At 66.5% G+C, this 16,524-nt stretch carries 16 protein-coding genes, 1 other RNA gene and 1 pseudogene; 12 read left to right on the forward strand and 6 right to left on the reverse strand.

What is annotated here, in order from left to right; translation table 11 throughout:
- Positions 1-10 precede the first annotated feature (10 nt).
- Both A5663_RS06245 and hisN read right to left on the reverse strand, forming a co-directional pair.
- Positions 11-1,402, reverse strand: a complete 1,392-nt coding sequence (locus tag A5663_RS06245) for an acyl-CoA dehydrogenase family protein (RefSeq protein ID WP_068145391.1) — start codon at positions 1,400-1,402, stop codon at positions 11-13.
- A 98-nt stretch (positions 1,403-1,500) separates the two neighbouring features.
- Positions 1,501-2,289 carry a histidinol-phosphatase gene (gene hisN, locus A5663_RS06250; protein WP_068145396.1) on the reverse strand — a complete coding sequence of 263 codons (789 nt, stop codon included), beginning with the start codon at positions 2,287-2,289 and terminating at the stop codon, positions 1,501-1,503.
- A gap of 23 nt (positions 2,290-2,312) precedes the next feature.
- On the opposite strand from hisN, the gene A5663_RS06255 reads away from it, so the two are divergent.
- Positions 2,313-2,663, forward strand: coding sequence for a hypothetical protein (locus tag A5663_RS06255; RefSeq protein WP_068145403.1), 351 nt, complete (start codon positions 2,313-2,315; stop codon positions 2,661-2,663).
- Here A5663_RS06255 and A5663_RS06260 read toward each other — a convergent pair.
- On the reverse strand, positions 2,660-4,036 hold the full coding sequence (locus A5663_RS06260; protein ID WP_068145406.1) for an FAD-dependent oxidoreductase: 1,377 nt from the start codon (positions 4,034-4,036) through the stop codon (positions 2,660-2,662). The two genes, A5663_RS06255 and A5663_RS06260, sit on opposite strands and share 4 nt — an antisense overlap.
- A gap of 150 nt (positions 4,037-4,186) precedes the next feature.
- Here A5663_RS06260 and prfB point away from each other — a divergent pair, with 150 nt between their 5' ends.
- The 6 genes from prfB to smpB are packed head-to-tail and all read left to right on the forward strand — an operon-like array spanning position 4,187 to position 8,792.
- Positions 4,187-5,293: a peptide chain release factor 2 gene (gene prfB / locus A5663_RS06265; RefSeq protein ID WP_068145409.1), complete on the forward strand. Its 1,107-nt coding sequence runs from the start codon at positions 4,187-4,189 to the stop codon at positions 5,291-5,293.
- Positions 5,283-6,245, forward strand: a complete 963-nt coding sequence (locus tag A5663_RS06270; RefSeq protein ID WP_068145412.1) for a mechanosensitive ion channel family protein — start codon at positions 5,283-5,285, stop codon at positions 6,243-6,245. Before prfB ends, A5663_RS06270 begins: the two co-directional genes overlap by 11 nt.
- Positions 6,242-6,673 carry a hypothetical protein gene (locus A5663_RS06275; RefSeq protein WP_068145415.1) on the forward strand — a complete coding sequence of 144 codons (432 nt, stop codon included), beginning with the start codon at positions 6,242-6,244 and terminating at the stop codon, positions 6,671-6,673. The genes A5663_RS06270 and A5663_RS06275 overlap by 4 nt, the downstream gene beginning before the upstream one ends.
- 36 nt (positions 6,674-6,709) lie before the next feature.
- Positions 6,710-7,399, forward strand: a complete 690-nt coding sequence (ftsE, locus tag A5663_RS06280; protein ID WP_068145419.1) for a cell division ATP-binding protein FtsE — start codon at positions 6,710-6,712, stop codon at positions 7,397-7,399.
- A complete protein-coding gene (ftsX, locus tag A5663_RS06285; protein ID WP_068145422.1) occupies positions 7,399-8,295 on the forward strand; it encodes a permease-like cell division protein FtsX in 897 nt (298 codons plus the stop codon). Before ftsE ends, ftsX begins: the two co-directional genes overlap by 1 nt.
- 2 nt (positions 8,296-8,297) lie before the next feature.
- Complete coding sequence (gene smpB / locus A5663_RS06290; RefSeq protein ID WP_068145425.1) at positions 8,298-8,792, forward strand: SsrA-binding protein SmpB; 495 nt, start codon at positions 8,298-8,300, stop codon at positions 8,790-8,792.
- 127 nt (positions 8,793-8,919) lie between these two features.
- Here smpB and A5663_RS23270 read toward each other — a convergent pair whose 3' ends face one another.
- Positions 8,920-9,405, reverse strand: a complete 486-nt coding sequence (locus A5663_RS23270) for a hypothetical protein (protein ID WP_197503310.1) — start codon at positions 9,403-9,405, stop codon at positions 8,920-8,922.
- A 166-nt stretch (positions 9,406-9,571) separates the two neighbouring features.
- On the opposite strand from A5663_RS23270, the gene A5663_RS06300 reads away from it, so the two are divergent.
- Together A5663_RS06300 and ssrA are read left to right on the forward strand one after the other, a co-directional pair.
- On the forward strand, positions 9,572-10,417 hold the full coding sequence (locus tag A5663_RS06300; protein WP_068145439.1) for a maleylpyruvate isomerase family mycothiol-dependent enzyme: 846 nt from the start codon (positions 9,572-9,574) through the stop codon (positions 10,415-10,417).
- A gap of 181 nt (positions 10,418-10,598) precedes the next feature.
- Positions 10,599-10,967: a transfer-messenger RNA gene (gene ssrA / locus A5663_RS06305) on the forward strand.
- Between the two features lie 78 nt (positions 10,968-11,045).
- Here ssrA and A5663_RS06310 read toward each other — a convergent pair.
- Complete coding sequence (locus tag A5663_RS06310) at positions 11,046-11,999, reverse strand: nitronate monooxygenase family protein (RefSeq protein WP_068145431.1); 954 nt, start codon at positions 11,997-11,999, stop codon at positions 11,046-11,048.
- A gap of 91 nt (positions 12,000-12,090) precedes the next feature.
- Here A5663_RS06310 and A5663_RS06315 point away from each other — a divergent pair, with 91 nt between their 5' ends.
- Complete coding sequence (locus A5663_RS06315) at positions 12,091-13,614, forward strand: adenylate/guanylate cyclase domain-containing protein (protein WP_068145433.1); 1,524 nt, start codon at positions 12,091-12,093, stop codon at positions 13,612-13,614.
- Between the two features lie 156 nt (positions 13,615-13,770).
- Positions 13,771-14,022: a hypothetical protein gene (locus A5663_RS06320; protein WP_082973950.1), complete on the forward strand. Its 252-nt coding sequence runs from the start codon at positions 13,771-13,773 to the stop codon at positions 14,020-14,022.
- 21 nt (positions 14,023-14,043) lie between these two features.
- On the opposite strand, the pseudogene ponA2 reads toward A5663_RS06320, so the two are convergent.
- Positions 14,044-16,272, reverse strand: a pseudogene (ponA2, locus tag A5663_RS06325) (transglycosylase/D,D-transpeptidase PonA2); the annotation flags it as partial.
- On the opposite strand from ponA2, the gene A5663_RS23480 reads away from it, so the two are divergent.
- The coding region (locus tag A5663_RS23480) for a transglycosylase domain-containing protein (protein WP_304443149.1) at positions 16,272-16,524 on the forward strand (253 nt) is incomplete at its 3' end. The pseudogene ponA2 and the gene A5663_RS23480 overlap by 1 nt on opposite strands.

A 16,524-nucleotide genomic window follows, 5' to 3' on the forward strand; every position in this document is an offset into this window, starting at 1 on the left:
CTCGTAAGACCTAGATGACCACGACGCCCTCGGCCACACCGATGGCGCGCAAATCGCGGTACCAGCGTTCGACCGGGTGTTCCTTGGTGTAGCCGTGACCACCGAGCAGTTGCACACCGTCCAGGCCGATCTGCATGCCCTTGTCCGTGCCCAGCCGCTTGGCCAGCGCCGCTTCCCGGGCGAACGGCAGCCCCTGATCGGCGCGCGATGCGCCGCGCCAGGTGATCAGCCGCAGCCCGTCGAACTCGATCGCCATGTTCGCGCACATGAAAGCCACCGCCTGGCGGTGCGCGATCGGCTCGCCGAACGCCTGGCGTTCCTTCACGTACGGGATGACATAGTCGAGCATCGCGTGCGATGTACCGACGGCCAGCGCCGCCCACCCGAGGCGCGACAGCGCGATCGCCTCGGAGTAGTCCTCGTCGGTAGCGGCGTCTTCGCCGAGCCGCGCCGACAGCGGCACGGTGACGCCGTCCAGCCCCACCTGGCCGGTCGCCGCACCGCGGATGCCCATGCCCGGATCGGGTGTGACGCTCAGCCCTTTCGACGACGATTCGACGATGAACATCGCCGGCTTGCCGTTGAGTTGTGCTGCGACGACGAACAATTCGGCCTTGGCGGCCGCCGGTACCAGGGACTTGACGCCGTCGAGGCGGTAACCGCTGGGGGTGCGCACGGCCGTCGTCTTCAACGCGGTCGGATCGAACAGCGGGTGGGGCTCGGCGATCGCCACGCACGACTGCGGGACGTTCTCACCCGCGAACTCCTTGAGATAGGTGGCCTGCTGGTCGGCGCTGCCCCAGTGCGTCAAGGCCGACGCCACACCCGCGGGGGCCAGGATCGGCAGCGCGAGTCCCATGTCGCCGTACGCCAGAGCTTCGGCCACCAACACGTTGGTCACGGCGGCGCGATGGGCTGCGATGCCGTCGAAGTCCTCGGGCACGTTGATCGCCGTGATACCGAGTTCGGCGGCCTGCGCGACCAGGTCCTCCGGGTAGTCGGCGGCCTCGTCGGCGTGATGTGCGGCCGGACGGATGACCCCGTCGGCGAACTCACAAACCGTCTCGACGATCATCTTCTGCTCGTCGTCGGGGGTGAGGTCGAAATAGTCCGATCCGCTCTTCTTCAGGCGCGTCGGTCCGCTCTGGCCGGCCGACACTCGCTTGAACTGGCGGTTGGCGGCACCGGCGACCGAGAACACCTGCTTGACGCCGTACTTCAGTCCGCGGTTGAGCGGATCGCGCAGGTTGTACCTGTCGAGGAACTCCTGGCCGACCAAGGGTGTGACGATCGCCAGGCCGAGATCGGTCGCGGAGCGCTTGTGCTTCTTGAGCCCGACAGCGCTTTCTTTGTCCGTTCGCTTCGGCTTGGATCCGCGTTTCGACGGCAGGGTATTGGTCATGTCGACTGCCTCGCTTAGTGGGGATGAGGTTCGAGCTCGCCGAACTGACTCCAGAGTAAGGTATGCAGAACTGACTTACGAGTAAGTTGTTGCCCAACTCACAGCCGGCGCAGCACCGCGTCGTGGAGCAGCCCGTTCGACGCCACGGCGCTGCCGCCGTGCGGCCCCGGCTCGCCGGCGAGGTTGGTGAACCGGCCGCCGGCTTCCCGCACCAGCACGTCGAGTGGAGCCAAGTCCCACGTCGAGACCTCCGGTTCCATCGCGATGTCGACCGCACCCTCGGCGACGAGGCAGTAGTTGTAGAAGTCGCCGTATCCGCGCACCCGCCACACTTCGTCGGTGAGCGCGACGAACCGATCGCGGATGCCGAGCTCGGCCCAGCCCGAGAGGCTGGAGAACGCCAGGCTCGCCGAACCCAGGTCGTCGACCTTCGACACGTGCAGCCGTCGCTGCGCCGACCCGTCGACCCGCGCGAACGCGCCCTGACCCGCCAGCGCCCACCAACGTCGCTGCAGCGCAGGCGCGCTCACGACACCCAGCACCGGGATGCCGTCGTTCAGCAATGCGATCAGCGTCGCCCACACCGGCACTCCGCGCACGAAGTTCTTGGTGCCGTCGATCGGATCGACGACCCACTGCCGGCCCGCGAACTGCCTGGTCCCGCCGAACTCCTCGCCGAACACCGAATCGTCGGGGCGGGCCTCGCTCAACCGGCGGCGGATCATCGACTCCACCTCGAGGTCCGCGTCGGTGGCCGGCGTCAGATCGGGTTTGGTCTCGACGACGAGGTCCACCGCACCGAAGCGGGCCATGGTCTGCGCATCCGCCTCGTCGGCCAACGCCAGCGCCAGCGTCAGATCGTCCGCGTTCACCTCGGGGGAACTCATGTCTGTCGTCCTACCATGTCGGTGTGTGGGAATTCGCGGTGATACTGCTGCTGATCGGCGCTCTCGTGCTGCTCGCAAGACCGATGCTGATGCGCCGCAGCGGCACACCGCCGGACTGGCCGTCGGGTCAGCTGCTGGTCACCGGCGTCAGCCCGCGGCCCACCGAGGTCACCGGGCCGCAGTACGTGACCATCACCGGCGTCATCAACGGCCCCACGGTCAATGAGCATGTGGTGTACCAGCGCCTCGAGGTCGACGTCGACAACTGGCCGACGATGGGTCAGTTGTTCCCGGTCGTGTACTCGCCGAAGAACCCGGACAACTGGCGCTTCGCGCCGTCAGCTCCGCCGGCTGAAGGACCGCCGCCGTACTAGCCGTGCCCGATCCGCAGCATCTCCGCGACGCTCGTCAGCTTCACCCGCGGCCGGCCGTGCGGCTCACCGGCGGACCGTTCGTACTCGTCGATCACCCGCCAGTGGTCATCGGTGATGACCTTCGGTTGCCGCTCGACCAGCCACTGCGCCAACCGCTCGCAGTGGTCGGCGTCGCGATCGGCCAGCTCTGCGCCGGACAGGTCCGCGATCAGCGTGTCGACGGTCTCCTGTGAGTCGCTCTTGTTGCTGCCGATGACGCCGGTGGGTCCGCGTTTGATCCAGCCGACGACGTACTCGTTGCGGCTACCCTCGATGCGGCCTCCGGCGTGCGGGATGGTGCCGTTGCGCTCGTCGAACGGCAGTCCGGGAGTGGGCACGCCGCGGTAACCGACGGCGCGTACGACCAGCTGCGCGGGCACCTCCTCGCGCTCACCGGTGTCCTTGGCGACGATGCGGCCGTTGTCGTCGACCAACTCGTTGCGACCCAGCACGATGGACCCCACGCGGCCGTCGCCCTTGAGCTCGATCGGCGAGGTCCGGAACCGGAACACGATGCGTCGCTTGGCGTCCTTGGGCGTCCGCTCGGCGTAACCGCGCAGCACCTTGATGTTGTTGCGTACGGTCTTGCCCGCCGCTTCGAGGGCCTCGTCGGTGATATCGGCGAAGTCGTCGGGATCCACGATGATGTCCACGTCGCCGAGGCCTTCGAGCTGGCCGAGCTCACGCAGCTCCAGCGTGGTGAACGGTGCCTGCAGCGGACCACGCCTACCGATGACCAGTACTTCCTCCACCCCGCGGTCGTGAAGTGACTTCAATGCGTGGTCGGCGATGTCCGTCGCGCCCAGCACGTCCGGATCGGTGACGAGGATCCGCGCGACGTCGAGCGCGACGTTGCCGTTGCCGATGACCACGGCCCGACCGCTCGAGATGTCCGGCGCGATCTCCTCGAAGTGCGGGTGCGCGTTGTACCAACCGACGAAGTCAACGGCGGCGACACTGCCCGCCAGATCCTCGCCCGGAATGCCGAGTGAACGGTCGGACTGCGCGCCGACGGCGTAGATCACCGCGTCGTAGCGCTCGGCCAGCTCGGCGGCCTGCACATGCTCACCGACCGCGATGTTGCCGAAGAACCGGAATCGCGGGTCCAGCGCGGTCTTCTCGAACTGGGCGCTGATGGACTTGATCTTCGGATGGTCGGGTGCCACGCCGGAGCGCACCAGACCCCATGGCGTCGGCAACATCTCCAGCATGTCGACGCGCACGTCTCTCTTCTGGCCGTCGTCGGCGGCAGAGTCGGCGAACTTCAACAACGACGCCGCGGCAAAGTAACCCGAAGGCCCTGAGCCGACGATCGCCACGTGGTATGGGCGCATACACAGCTTTCTGTCGACGCCCGGCCTCGCGCAAGGGGCTGTCGCGTGGGGCCGGGCTGATTACCAACCCGATGCTAGATCGCCCACCTGCTTCAGTGCCGCCAGTCGTGAGAACCGGCGTCAAACTGCTCACGGGTAACCTGAACTCCCGTGGATCCTGACCGTCAAGCCGACCTCGCCGCCCTCGACTCCACCCTGACCACGGTGGAGCGGGTGCTCGACGTCGAGGGCCTTCGCGGTCGCATCGAGAAGCTCGAGCATGAGGCGTCCGACCCGAATCTCTGGGATGACCAAACTCGCGCACAGAAGGTCACCAGCGAGTTGTCGCACACCCAGGGCGAGTTGCGGCGGGTGGAAGAACTTCGCCAGCGCGTCGACGACCTGCCGGTGCTCTACGAGCTGGCGATGGAGGAAGGCAGCGCCGAAGCGCTCGCCGAAGCCGACGCCGAGTTCACGAAACTGCGCGAGGACATCGAGGCGATGGAGGTGCGCACCCTGCTGTCCGGCGAGTACGACGAGCGCGAAGCCGTCGTCACCATCCGCTCGGGCGCCGGCGGGGTGGACGCCGCCGACTGGGCCGAGATGTTGATGCGGATGTACGTCCGGTGGGCCGAGCAGCACAACTATCCGGTCGAGGTGTTCGACACCTCCTATGCCGAGGAAGCGGGGATCAAGAGCGCGACGTTCGCGGTGCATGCGCCGTTCGCCTACGGCACGCTATCGGTCGAGCAGGGCACCCATCGGCTCGTGCGCATCAGCCCGTTCGACAACCAGAGCCGCAGGCAGACGTCGTTCGCCGATGTCGAGGTGCTGCCCGTCGTCGACACCACGGACCACATCGACATCCCGGAAAGCGATGTGCGCGTTGACGTCTACCGGTCCAGCGGCCCGGGCGGCCAATCGGTCAACACCACCGACTCGGCGGTTCGTCTCACCCATATCCCGACCGGTATCGTGGTGACCTGCCAGAACGAAAAGTCGCAGCTGCAGAACAAGGTGTCGGCCATGCGGGTCTTGCAGGCAAAGTTGTTGGAACGCAAGCGATTAGAGGAGCGCGCGGAGATGGACGCCCTCAAGGGCGACGGCGGCAGCTCGTGGGGCAACCAGATGCGTTCCTACGTGCTGCATCCCTACCAGATGGTCAAGGACCTGCGCACCGAGTACGAGGTGGGCAACCCGGCCGCGGTGCTCGACGGGGACATCGACGGTTTCCTCGAAGCCGGAATCCGTTGGCGCAAGAGCCAAAATGACGGATAGCAGGCTGCTCGCATTCGACTTCGCCGGTCGTTGGCACGGGTTCTGGTCCGGCGATATCGGCGTCTGGATTCTCGATCGCGGACTGCGGATCGCGCTGCTGCTGATCGGTGCGGTGCTGGCCGCCCGGTTCATCAACTGGGCCGCCGTCCGCATCGTGCGCCGCCTCGACGCCGAGTACATCGGCAGCGATCAGCTGGTGCGCTCGGAGAGCACCAAGCATCGCCAGGCCGTCGCATCGGTGATCTCCTGGGTTTCGGTCGCGCTGCTGTTCGTCATCGTGCTGGTCGAGATCACCGACATCCTCGCGATCCCGATCGGCTCGTTGGTGGCACCCGCCGCGGTACTGGGCGCCGCCCTCGGTTTCGGTGCGCAGCGCCTTGTGCAGGACCTGCTGGCCGGCTTCTTCGTCATCACCGAAAAGCAGTACGGCTTCGGCGATCTCGTGGCACTGACGGTCACCAGTGTGTCCGCTCCGGCCGAGGGCACGGTCGAGGACGTCACGTTGCGGGTCACCAAGCTCCGGTCCAGCGAGGGCGAGATGATGACGATCCCCAACGGCCAGATCGTCAAGTCGGTGAACTTGTCGAAGGACTGGGCGCGTGCGGTCATCGACATTCCCGTCCCGACGTCGGCCGACCTCAACGAGGTGAACGATCTGCTGCACCAGGTCGCCGACAGCGCGTACGAGGAACCGGGACTGCGCGATCTGCTGCTCGACGCGCCGCAGCTGATGGGGGTGGAGAGCATCGAGCTCGACACCGTCAATCTGCGGATGGTCGCGCGGACGCTGCCCGGTAAGCAGTTCGAAGTCGGCCGCCGCCTTCGCGTGCTCGTCATCCGTGCGCTGCGCCGCGGCGGCATCGCGTCGCCCGCCGACGGGAAGAACCCGATGGTCGCGGCGATCGCGCATCCGGCCCAGGACCAGACGAATGCGCCGGAGAAGAAGCAGTGACGAGCTGGCTGAAAGCCCGCTTCGGTCGGATGCGCGTGTCGACGATCGTGCTCATCGTCGCGTTCATCGGGCTGTTCTGGGTGAGCCAGTCCGTCGAGCCGCCGCCTGCCGAGACGACGACACCCACTCCCGCGGTGGTCCCGCCGGGGTTCGTGCCGGACCCGAACTACACCTGGGTACCGCGCACCAACGTGCGACGGCCCACGGAGACGACGTACACCACCACGACGACCACTACTCCCACGACCACCACGACGACGAGCCCTACCGGAACTCCGGCCAGCGGGACCCCGACGACGACGATGACCGACCCGGACGGTATCGGCCCGCCGCCGCAAAGCACCGAGACGATTACGCCGACCACATCCGAGGCGCCGCCGGCGCTGCCGCAGCTGCTGCCGCCGACCACGACGGCTCCGCCCAGATAGGGCACAGCCGCTTCCCGGCTACACTGGCCTTCCGTGATGATCACCCTCGACAACGTCACCAAGCAGTACAAGTCTTCTGCGCGGCCTGCGCTCGACAACGTATCGGTCAAGATCGACAAGGGTGAGTTCGTCTTCCTCATCGGCCCATCGGGTTCGGGCAAGTCCACGTTCATGCGGCTGCTGCTGGCCGAGGACAGCCCGACGCACGGTGACATCCGGGTGTCGAAGTTCCACGTCAACAAGCTGTCCGGCCGACACATCCCGAGCCTGCGCCAGGTGATCGGCTGCGTATTCCAGGACTTCCGGCTGCTACAGCAGAAGACCGTGTTCGAGAACGTCGCGTTCGCGCTCGAGGTCATCGGCAAGCGCGGCGAGGTGATCAACCGCGTGGTGCCCGACGTGCTCGAGATGGTCGGGCTGTCCGGCAAGGCCAACCGGTTGCCTGCGGAGCTGTCCGGCGGTGAACAGCAGCGTGTCGCGATCGCCCGGGCGTTCGTCAACCGGCCCCTGGTGCTGCTGGCCGACGAGCCGACGGGCAACCTGGACCCCGAAACCAGCAAGGACATCATGGATCTGCTCGAGCGGATCAACCGCACCGGAACCACGGTGCTGATGGCCACCCACGACCACCACATCGTCGACTCAATGCGCCAGCGGGTCGTCGAACTCGAACTCGGCCGGCTGATTCGCGACGAACAGCGCGGCGTCTACGGAATGGATCGCTAGTGCGCTTCGGCTTCCTCATCAACGAGGTCCTCACCGGATTTCGTCGCAACATCACCATGACCGTGGCGATGATCCTGACGACGGCGATCTCGATCGGCCTGTTCGGCGGTGGCCTGCTGGTCGTGCGGCTCGCCGACCAGTCGCGCAACATCTACCTGGATCGCGTCGAGAGCCAGGTCTTCTTGACCAACGACGTCTCGGCCAACGACCCGAACTGCGACGCCGACCCCTGTAAGGCGCTGCGCCAGCAGATCGAGGACCGCAAGGACGTGCGGTCCGTCCGCTTTCTGAACCGCGACGAGGCCTATGACGACGCGATCAAGAAGTTCCCGCAGTACAAGGACGTCGCCGGTCGCGACGCGTTCCCGGCGTCGTTCGTCGTCAAGCTCGATAATCCTGAGCAGCACAAGGACTTCGACGACGCGATGGTCGGCCAGCCCGGCGTGCTCAACGTGCTCAACCAGAAGGACCTGATCGACCGGTTGTTCGCGGTGCTCGACGGGATCAGCAACGCCGCGTTCGCGGTGGCGTTGGTGCAGGCGATCGGCGCGGTGCTGTTGATCGCCAACATGGTTCAAGTCGCGGCGTACACCCGGCGCACGGAGATCGGCATCATGCGCCTCGTCGGCGCCAGTCGCTGGTACACCCAGTTGCCGTTCCTGGTGGAGGCGATGCTGGCCGCCCTGATCGGTGTCGTCATCGCGATCGTCGGGCTGATCCTGGTGCGGGCGCTGTTCCTGGAGAACGCGCTGAACCAGTTCTATCAGGCGAACCTGATCGCGAAGGTCGACTACGCCGACGTGCTGTACTTCAGTGCGCCGTTGATGTTGTTCCTTGGCCTGGCGATGTCGGGAATCACTGCCTATGTGACGCTTCGGCTCTACATCCGAAGGTAGGGGTGGCCAAGAAGGCGGACCCGTCGCGGTCCAGCAACAACAGGGTCGTCGCGTCGAATCGTAAAGCGCGACACAACTATTCGATATTGGAGACCTTCGAGGCGGGCATCCAGCTCGTCGGCACCGAGGTGAAGAGTCTGCGCGACGGGCAGGCGTCGCTGGCCGACGCGTTCGCAACCGTCGACGACGGCGAGGTGTGGCTGCGCAACGTCCATATCCCCGAGTATCACCACGGCAGCTGGACGAACCACCCGCCGCGGCGGAACCGCAAGCTGTTGTTGCACCGCAAGCAGATCGATCAGCTGATCGGCCGCATCCGCGACGGCAACCTGACGCTGGTGCCGCTGTCGCTGTACTTCTCCGACGGCAAGGTGAAGGTCGAACTGGCGTTGGCCCGCGGTAAAGAGGCGCGCGACAAACGCCAGGACCTGGCCCGGCGCGACGCCCAACGCGAGATCACTCGCGAGCTGGGCCGTCGCGCCAAGGGCATGGCCTGAATACCTTTCGGCGCGAGCGACCGCGTCTGTACAGCGACACGCCGCCGAAGTGCGTACAAACGGGGTCGCTCGCATGGGTCGAGCGTCACAGGCGTGCCGCTGACCGCCGCGCTAGAGGTGCGTCGACTTAGGGAACCGAAACGCAGCCGACTCCCGGTACGCAGCCGCCGCCACCGCCGGGTCCGCCGCCTCCGCTAGGGCCGCCCGGAATTCCACCACCGCCGCCGCCGGGTCCGCCGCTACCGGTCGGGCCGCCGGGGATTCCTCCGCCGCCGCCACCGGGGCCGCCGCCACCGGTGGGTCCACCGGGAACCGAGCCGCCACCACCTTCGGAGCCGCCGCCTCCGGTCGCTCCGCCGGGCACCGAACCGCCATTCGCGGGCGACGTGGTGACCGTCGTTGCGGTGGTCGGTGTCGTCGTCGTCGATGTGGTGGTCGTGGTGCTGCTGGTGGTGGTCGACGAATCCTTGTTGTCACTCGAATTGCAGGCGGCCATGAGCGGAGCGGCCGCCAGAGTCGCGCTCAAACCGAGTACTGCCGACCATCGCCGCATGCCCTGCCATCGGGCCACACTGCTGTCGCGCGCTGGCGATTCCAGGTCGTACGTTGCCATCGTCTCCGCCTTTCGGTGCGCTGCTAGCTTTCCCGGGGCGGGTTTCCCCGAGGCCGCCAATTTCAATCCCCCCTTTCTCGCGAGGGTGCGGGTCTGCTCCGCAACACACCGCCTACGAGCAGCATTGTGCGCACGCTCACCGGCGGCGAGCGCTACCGTCGGGACGGTGAACAGCCCTTCGCGTCCGGTGACCCATCTCGACAAATCCGAAGTGCTCGCCGGCCTCTTCGCGGTGTGGAACGACATCGACACCCTCGTCAGCGATTTGACCGAAGCGCAGTGGCAGGCGCCTACGCCGCTGCCCGAGTGGTCGGTGCGCGACGTCGTCGCGCACATCGTCGGGACCGAGTCGATGCTGCAGGGTGTCGGCACGCCGGAATCCGATGAAGACGTCTCGACACTCGAGCACGTGCGCAACGACATCGGCGCGATGAACGAACGTTGGGTGCGCAAGCTGCGCAACGCCAGTCCCGCCGAGTTGATGGACAGCTATCGAACCGTCACCGCCGAACGACGCGACGCGTTGACGGCGATATCCGACGCCGACTGGAAGGACATCACGGCGACGCCCGCGGGTCCGGACACGTACGGCCGGTTCATGCGGGTGCGGGTCTTCGACTGCTGGATGCACGAGCTGGACATTCGCGATGCGATCGAGCGGCCCGCCACCGACCCAACCGGCGCGCCGGCCGAACTCGCGCTCGACGAGATGGCGGCCAGCATGGGTTTCGTGGTCGGCAAGCTGGGCGGTGCGCCGGAGGGCTCGCGGGTGTCGCTCGTGTTGACCGGTCCGCTGGCGAGGACGATCAACGTGGCGGTCGAGGGCCGCGCCAAGGTGGTCGAAGATTTCGGCGACGCAGAGCCCACCGCGACCATCACTCTCGACGCGTTGTTGTTTGTGCGGTTGGCCGGCGGACGAACCGCGCTGAGCCAGCATGCCGATGCGATCACCTACGGCGGAGACGAGGGAGTCGGCAGACGTGTCATCGAGCACATCAACTACGTGATCTGACCGCGGGCGGCCTCGCCGAGTGTGAACACAGGGCGAAAAGCAGGCCGGTTTTTCGCCATAGCTTCACACTCGCCGTGCGATATCAGCGCCCGCCCGGGTCGACACGGGCATAAACCCTTGGCGCCGGCGGTTGGTACTCGCGTACCATGGATTGTCCTGCCGAAAGTCGGCGGGGATGCGAGGGGCTGAACGGTTTCGACTTCGCGCATCGAATCAAGGGAAGCGTGCCGGTGCAGGCAAGAGACCACCGTAAGCGTCGTTGCAACCAATTAAGCGCCGATTCCAATCAGCGCGACTACGCTCTCGCTGCCTAAGCGACAGCTAGTCTGTCAGCCCGGGAACGCCCTCGGCCCGGATCCTGGCATCAGCTAGAGGGACCCACCCACGGGTTCGGTCGCGGGACCTGTGGGGACATCAAACAGCGACTGGGATCGTCATCCTGACTTGTTCGCGTGATCAGGAGATCCGAGTAGAGGCATAGCGGACTGCGCACGGAGAAGCCTCGAGGGAATGCCGTAGGACCCGGGTTCAATTCCCGGCAGCTCCACAGGAGACGAAGCAGGTCAGGACCATGAGTCCTGGCCTGCTTCCTTTGTGGGCACACTTCTTCGCCGACACACAGGCCCGGCTACGGGGTGAGGCTGCTGACAAGCTCTGCAGCGGGAGGGATGTCCGCGATCCGCCCGACGTTCACCCCGGCATAAAGAGGTCGCCGGTCGGCGAGGTTCTCGGGATCGGCTTCGGTCGGCGGTTGGGGCACCAAGAACGGTAATTGCGGCGGTTGGGCCCTGAGCGCGCGATCCTCTACTGCAGGCGGCAGCACCGTGACGACGCGGGTAAGGGCGCGATTGGCCTTGCGGATCCAGCCGGGCCCTCGCTCGTCGTGGCGTAACCAGCGCCGGGTTGCCGCATTCGGGATCACGCGGTGTGGCGCATCGGGCCCACCCAGGCCGAAGAGTTCCGTGAGGACGGTTTCATCGGTCTCGAGACAGCGTCTCTTGTATTCGGCGTGGGCGCGGCTCTCTTCGCTGACCAGAAAGCGAGTGCCGACGACGGCAGCGAGTGCCCCGTGATCCAGCGCGGCCCGCACACCCTGGGCGTCGACGATCCCACCGGCGAGGAGAACCGGGATCGCCACAGCGGCGCGGATTCGTTCGAGCAACTCCAGAGCCGGGGTGGTGCCGCGGACGTGCCCGCCTGCCTCCACTCCCTGGGCGATGACGGCGTCGGCGCCAGCCCGCGCCGCGGCTTTCGCCTCCTCGACCGATCCGCATTGGTGGATCCAGGTGTTACCGGCGAGCCGGCGGGGCGCACCCCAGAACGTGACGACGACGTCTGCAGCGGCAGCCGCTTCGGCGTCACCTGGCCGGACGAACGGCAGCAGCAGGTTGACGGCGATCGGCCGTCCGGTGAGTCGGCGCGCAGCGGCAAGCTCCGCGGAGATCGGCGCTCGCACTCCAGCAATCGTCCCGAGACCCCCAGCCTCTGATACCGCGGCGGCGAGTTCGTGTCCCGCGACAAGCCCCATGCCGGCTTGGACAACCGGCACTGGCAAGCTTCGCAGATCAAAGGCCGTGGTCATCGGTACAAATTAGCGCGCCTGACGTCCGCTCGAGCCGCAGAGATGCGCCCTTTTCCATGGCTTTCGCACATCGGACGCTTAATCTCCCCGCATGGATCGCATCTGGCAGTGGGCGTGGGACCGGTACGGGGCGAGGTACGCGTGGGTGATGTTCGGGATCACCTTCTGCGTGATGCTGCCGCAGTACCTGTTGATGGCGTTCGTCGTTGTCGCCTTCGAAAGGTCCGGCCACTACGTCGAGGCGGCCGTTGTAACCATCGTCGCCGTGCCGGTCTTGGCTTACGGGATGATCCTTCCGGGCCGCAACGGCATCCACCTTGCGGTCCGGTGGGCGGCCGGCGGCGGGGTCGATCGGGCGAGGGCGCTGGAAGCGACCTACACCTATTCTCGGGCGACGGCGCTCCGTGGGGTGGTGTGCAACACCGTGTTCGCAGCCGTACTTTTCCTCGTTGTCGGTTCGATCGCCGGCGCGACCGGGTCGCGGCTGGCTCAGTACGGGATCATGGGCGCCGTCAGCGGAACGGTCCTAATGCTGATCAGCTTTCACAGCTTCGTAGAAGGAGCGTTGCGGCCGGCCCGGCTCGCCCTCGCCGGTGACACCGGATTCGGTGACTCGCTGCCCCGCTCGCGCCCGACCTTCGCCGCCAGGGCGACCCTGTCCGTGCTCGCGGTCGCCGGCGCCTTCGCTGTCGCGGGCGCCTGGCTGGACGCCGTGCTCGATCGAGGCAGGGAGAACCCTCTGCTCTCCGTCGCGATCGGATGCGCGTTGACGCTTTTCTTCGGCGTGCCGATCACCGTCGGTGCCGTGTTCTCACCGTCCCTGCGCCCCATTCGCGATCTCGCCGAAGGCACCGAACGAGTCGCGGCCGGCGACTACAGCTGCCGCCTGCCGGTGGTTCAGGACGACGATCTCGGCGTGCTGGCGGCGTCCTTCAACCGCATGCAGTCCGGATTGGCTGAGCGGCAACGACTTCAGGCAGCATTCGGCACCTATGTCGACCCCGCCCTGGCGGCGCGCCTGCTCGAGCAGGGTGACGACATCTTCACCGGCGAGCGCCGCCAGGTGACGGTGATGTTCATCGACATCCGCGACTTCACCCCGTTCGCGGAAGCTCACACCGCAGAGGACACGGTGACCCGCCTCAACGCGCTGTTCGAGATTGTCGTGCCGGCCGTCGTCGACGCCGGTGGGCACGTCAACAAGTTCCTCGGCGACGGCGCCCTGTGTGTTTTCGGCGCCCCGAACGACCTCGTCGATCACGCGGATGCCGCGGTGAACGCCGCGCTTCTGATTCACCGCCTGGTGGCCGACCGATTCGCCAATGAGCTTCGGATCGGCATCGGAATCAACACCGGTGTGGTGATTGCCGGCACCATCGGCGGCGGAGGCAAGCTCGAGTTCACGCTCATCGGAGACACCGTCAACGTCGCTGCCCGTCTCGAGCAACTCACCAAGACAACCGGTGACGCGATCCTGCTCACACGCGATACCGTCGACGCCCTCGGCGGCCGACCGCCCGGTCTAACCGGCCGGGGATCACACGAATTGAAGGGGAAACTGGCGGCAGTGGAGGTGTTCGGCCTCGATCCTGCGACGACCGCGACTTGTCCATGACCTGAACATGATTCGAGTGTTCGATTCTGGTCTCCGACTTCGGCGTGACCCCATACCAGCCAGCCCGTCCACGCGGGAAAACTCTGTTTCCGCGACCACTTCTCAAAGATCGTGATTCACTGGCTTCCTCGTTAATTACGGTTGCAAGGAGAGACAGTGGCTGACCAGGACGCTGTTGATCGCGCGCAGGACCACGACTCGGAGTTCGCGGTGGACGTTCGCGTCCGCGTCAACCCGGACACCGACACCGAGGCTCGCGGTGTCATCGTCGAGGACTTCGGCGAGATGACGACGAGCGCAGTCGACATCGGCGACAACCACTTCGCAGATCCCGCCCGGCGCTGGGCCGTCGTCACCGACGAGGGAACGCTGCTGTTCGCAGACTCGGATCAACTCACGCGCGAGTGACCCACCGCTCGTTGGGCTGACCTACGGCGGCGGTGGCGGCGCCGGTGGGGGCGGTGGCGGCGGAGGCGGGCCGAACCCCGGCAGCACGATCGGCGGTAGCCCGGGCAACTGAACGGTCATCGGATCCACCGGAGGCGGCGGCGGAGGGCCACCCGGCGCGTCCGGCGGTGGCGGGGGCTCTTCCCGACGCGGCGGCGGCGGCGCGGGTACGAACCCGGTGCTGGTGTTGATCGTGATGATGGACCCCGGGATGGTGCTTCCGCTCGGCGTGGTGCCGACGACGGCACCATACGGTGCAGTGCTGTTGACGGGCGTCGTCTTGTCGGCGACTTGGAAACCTGCATCTTTGAGTCGCTTGCGGGCCGTGTCGAGGTTCATCCCGGACACATTGGGAACGTCGCCACCCGGCCCCCCGTCGACGTATCGGGGATCGGTCGGCGGCAGGTGCACCTCACCGAAGTCGGTGGCGATCGGCTTCATCGCCTCGAACCAGGTACGCGCCGGCTCGTTTCCGCCGTAGAGGTCACCGCTCGAGCATTTTCGCAGCGGGAACGAGCAGATCTCCGACGGCGAGTTCGAGTCGTCGAAAACGTAGACGCTCGCGGCGTACCGGTTGGTGAAGCCGACGAACCCAGACGACCGGTGGGATTCCGTCGTACCCGTCTTGGACGACATCGGCAGGTCCCAACCCACCGAGGCGGCCGCGCCCGCCGCCGTTCCGCCGCCTTTGTCGTCCTTGCTCAGCGCATTGGCAAGCGTGTTCGCCAGCCCCTCCGGCACCGCTTGGCCACAGCTCTCCGCTGTCACCGTCACCTCGTTGCCGTGCCGGTCGATGATCTTGTCGATGGGATTCGGCGGGCACCACACGCCGCCAGAGCCCAAAGTCGCTGCCACATTTGACAATTCGAGACCGTTGAGCTGGAACGGCCCCAAGGTGAACGAGCCGGCGTTCTGCCGTTTGATGAAGTCGGCCAGGCTCTCGTTGCTCGTCGGGTCGTAGGCCCGCGCCGTCCCGGGAACCGCATAGGAACGCAAACCCAGGCGGACGGCCATATCGACCGCGCGCGGCACTCCGACTTGCTGGATCAACTTGGCGAACGCGGTGTTCGGCGAGGTGGCCAGGGCGTCGGTGACGTTCATCGACCCGCGATAGTTGTCCACGGCGTTCCTGACGCACCAGGTCTCCTTGGGGCAGCCCGGCGTATCGCTGCTGCCGAGCCCCCTGGCCTGAAAAAACGACGGCACGGACAGTTGGGCGTTGATGCCCATGCCCATGTCCAGCGCGGCGGCAGTGGTGAAGATCTTGAAGATGGAGCCCGCCCCGTCGCCCACGAGCGAGAACGGCTGCGGTTGCACCGTCTCCCCGGCGTCGGCGTTCAGACCGTACTTCCGGTTGCTGGCCATGGCCAGGACGCGATGCGATTTCTTGCCCGGCTCGACGACGCTCATCACGCTGGCGACCCCGTCCAGCGTGGGACTGGCGATCTTGTCGACCGCTCTCTTGACCGAGTCCTGGACCTTCGGGTCAAGTGTCGTGCGGATCAGGTAGCCGCCGCGCGCAACCTGTTCTTTTCCGATCCCGGCTCGTGCCAGATAGGACAGCACGTACTCGCAGAAGAAGCCGCGTTCGTCGGCGGAGATGCAGCCACCCGGCAACTGGTTGGGCCGGGGCAGGACGCCGAGCGGCTCCGATTTGGCTGCGCTGAGCTCGTCGGCGTACTGGGGGAGGTGTTGAATCATGGTGTCCAACACGAGATTGCGGCGCTGCAACGCTCCCTGCGGGTTGACGTACGGATCGAGCGAGGTGGGCGACTGGACCATGCCGGCCAGCAGCGCCGCCTGCTGCCAGTTCAGCTGCGACGCGTTGATGTTGAAGTACGTGCGGGCGGCGTCCTGCACTCCGAACGCGCCGTTGCCGAAGCCGACCAGGTTGAGGTACCGGGTGAGGATTTCGGCCTTGGTGAACGTCTTGTCGAGGGTGAGCGCCATCCGCATTTCGCGCAGCTTGCGCGCCGGGGTCACCTCGACTGCGGCTCGCCGCTCGGCGTTGGTCTGCGCCGTGACCAGCAGCTGGAAGTTCTTCACGTACTGCTGCTCGATGGTCGAGCCGCCGCGGGTGGACAGGTTGCCGGAGAGGTAGCCGGACAGCCCGGTCAACGTGCCCTGCCAGTCGACGCCGCTGTGCTCGGCGAACCGCCTGTCCTCGATCGAGACGATCGCGAGTTTCATCGTGTTGGCGATCTGCGCTGATGTTTCCGTTCGCGGGCGGATTCGGGCTGTTGTCGAACCGGGCCTCCGACATCGTCGCCAACGGGTCGGCACAGCTGGTCGAAGAGGACATCCCGCAGGTGACGACGATGGTCGACGCCGCAGGCAAGCCGATCGCGTGGCTGTACACGCAGCGCCGGTTCGAGGTGCCCAGCGAGCAGATCGCCAACACGATGAAACTCGCGATCGTCTCGATCGAGGACAGGCGGTTCGCCGAGCACAGCGGCGTCGACT

Origin of the sequence: Mycobacterium sp. E740 (assembly GCF_001672895.1) — a bacterium.
Lineage (GTDB): Bacteria > Actinomycetota > Actinomycetes > Mycobacteriales > Mycobacteriaceae > Mycobacterium.

Excerpts from the sequence above, each read along its gene's own strand:
- A5663_RS23270 (WP_197503310.1), bottom strand. The coding sequence starts at position 9,405 with ATGGCAACGTACGACCTGGAATCGCCAGCGCGCGACAGCAGTGTGGCC.
- A5663_RS06310 (WP_068145431.1), bottom strand. The coding sequence starts at position 11,999 with ATGACCACGGCCTTTGATCTGCGAAGCTTGCCAGTGCCGGTTGTCCAA.
- ftsE (WP_068145419.1), top strand. The coding sequence starts at position 6,710 with ATGATCACCCTCGACAACGTCACCAAGCAGTACAAGTCTTCTGCGCGG.
- A5663_RS06270 (WP_068145412.1), top strand. The coding sequence starts at position 5,283 with ATGACGGATAGCAGGCTGCTCGCATTCGACTTCGCCGGTCGTTGGCAC.
- A5663_RS06260 (WP_068145406.1), bottom strand. The coding sequence starts at position 4,036 with ATGCGCCCATACCACGTGGCGATCGTCGGCTCAGGGCCTTCGGGTTAC.
- hisN (WP_068145396.1), bottom strand. The coding sequence starts at position 2,289 with ATGAGTTCCCCCGAGGTGAACGCGGACGATCTGACGCTGGCGCTGGCG.
- A5663_RS06245 (WP_068145391.1), bottom strand. The coding sequence starts at position 1,402 with ATGACCAATACCCTGCCGTCGAAACGCGGATCCAAGCCGAAGCGAACG.
- A5663_RS06315 (WP_068145433.1), top strand. The coding sequence starts at position 12,091 with ATGGATCGCATCTGGCAGTGGGCGTGGGACCGGTACGGGGCGAGGTAC.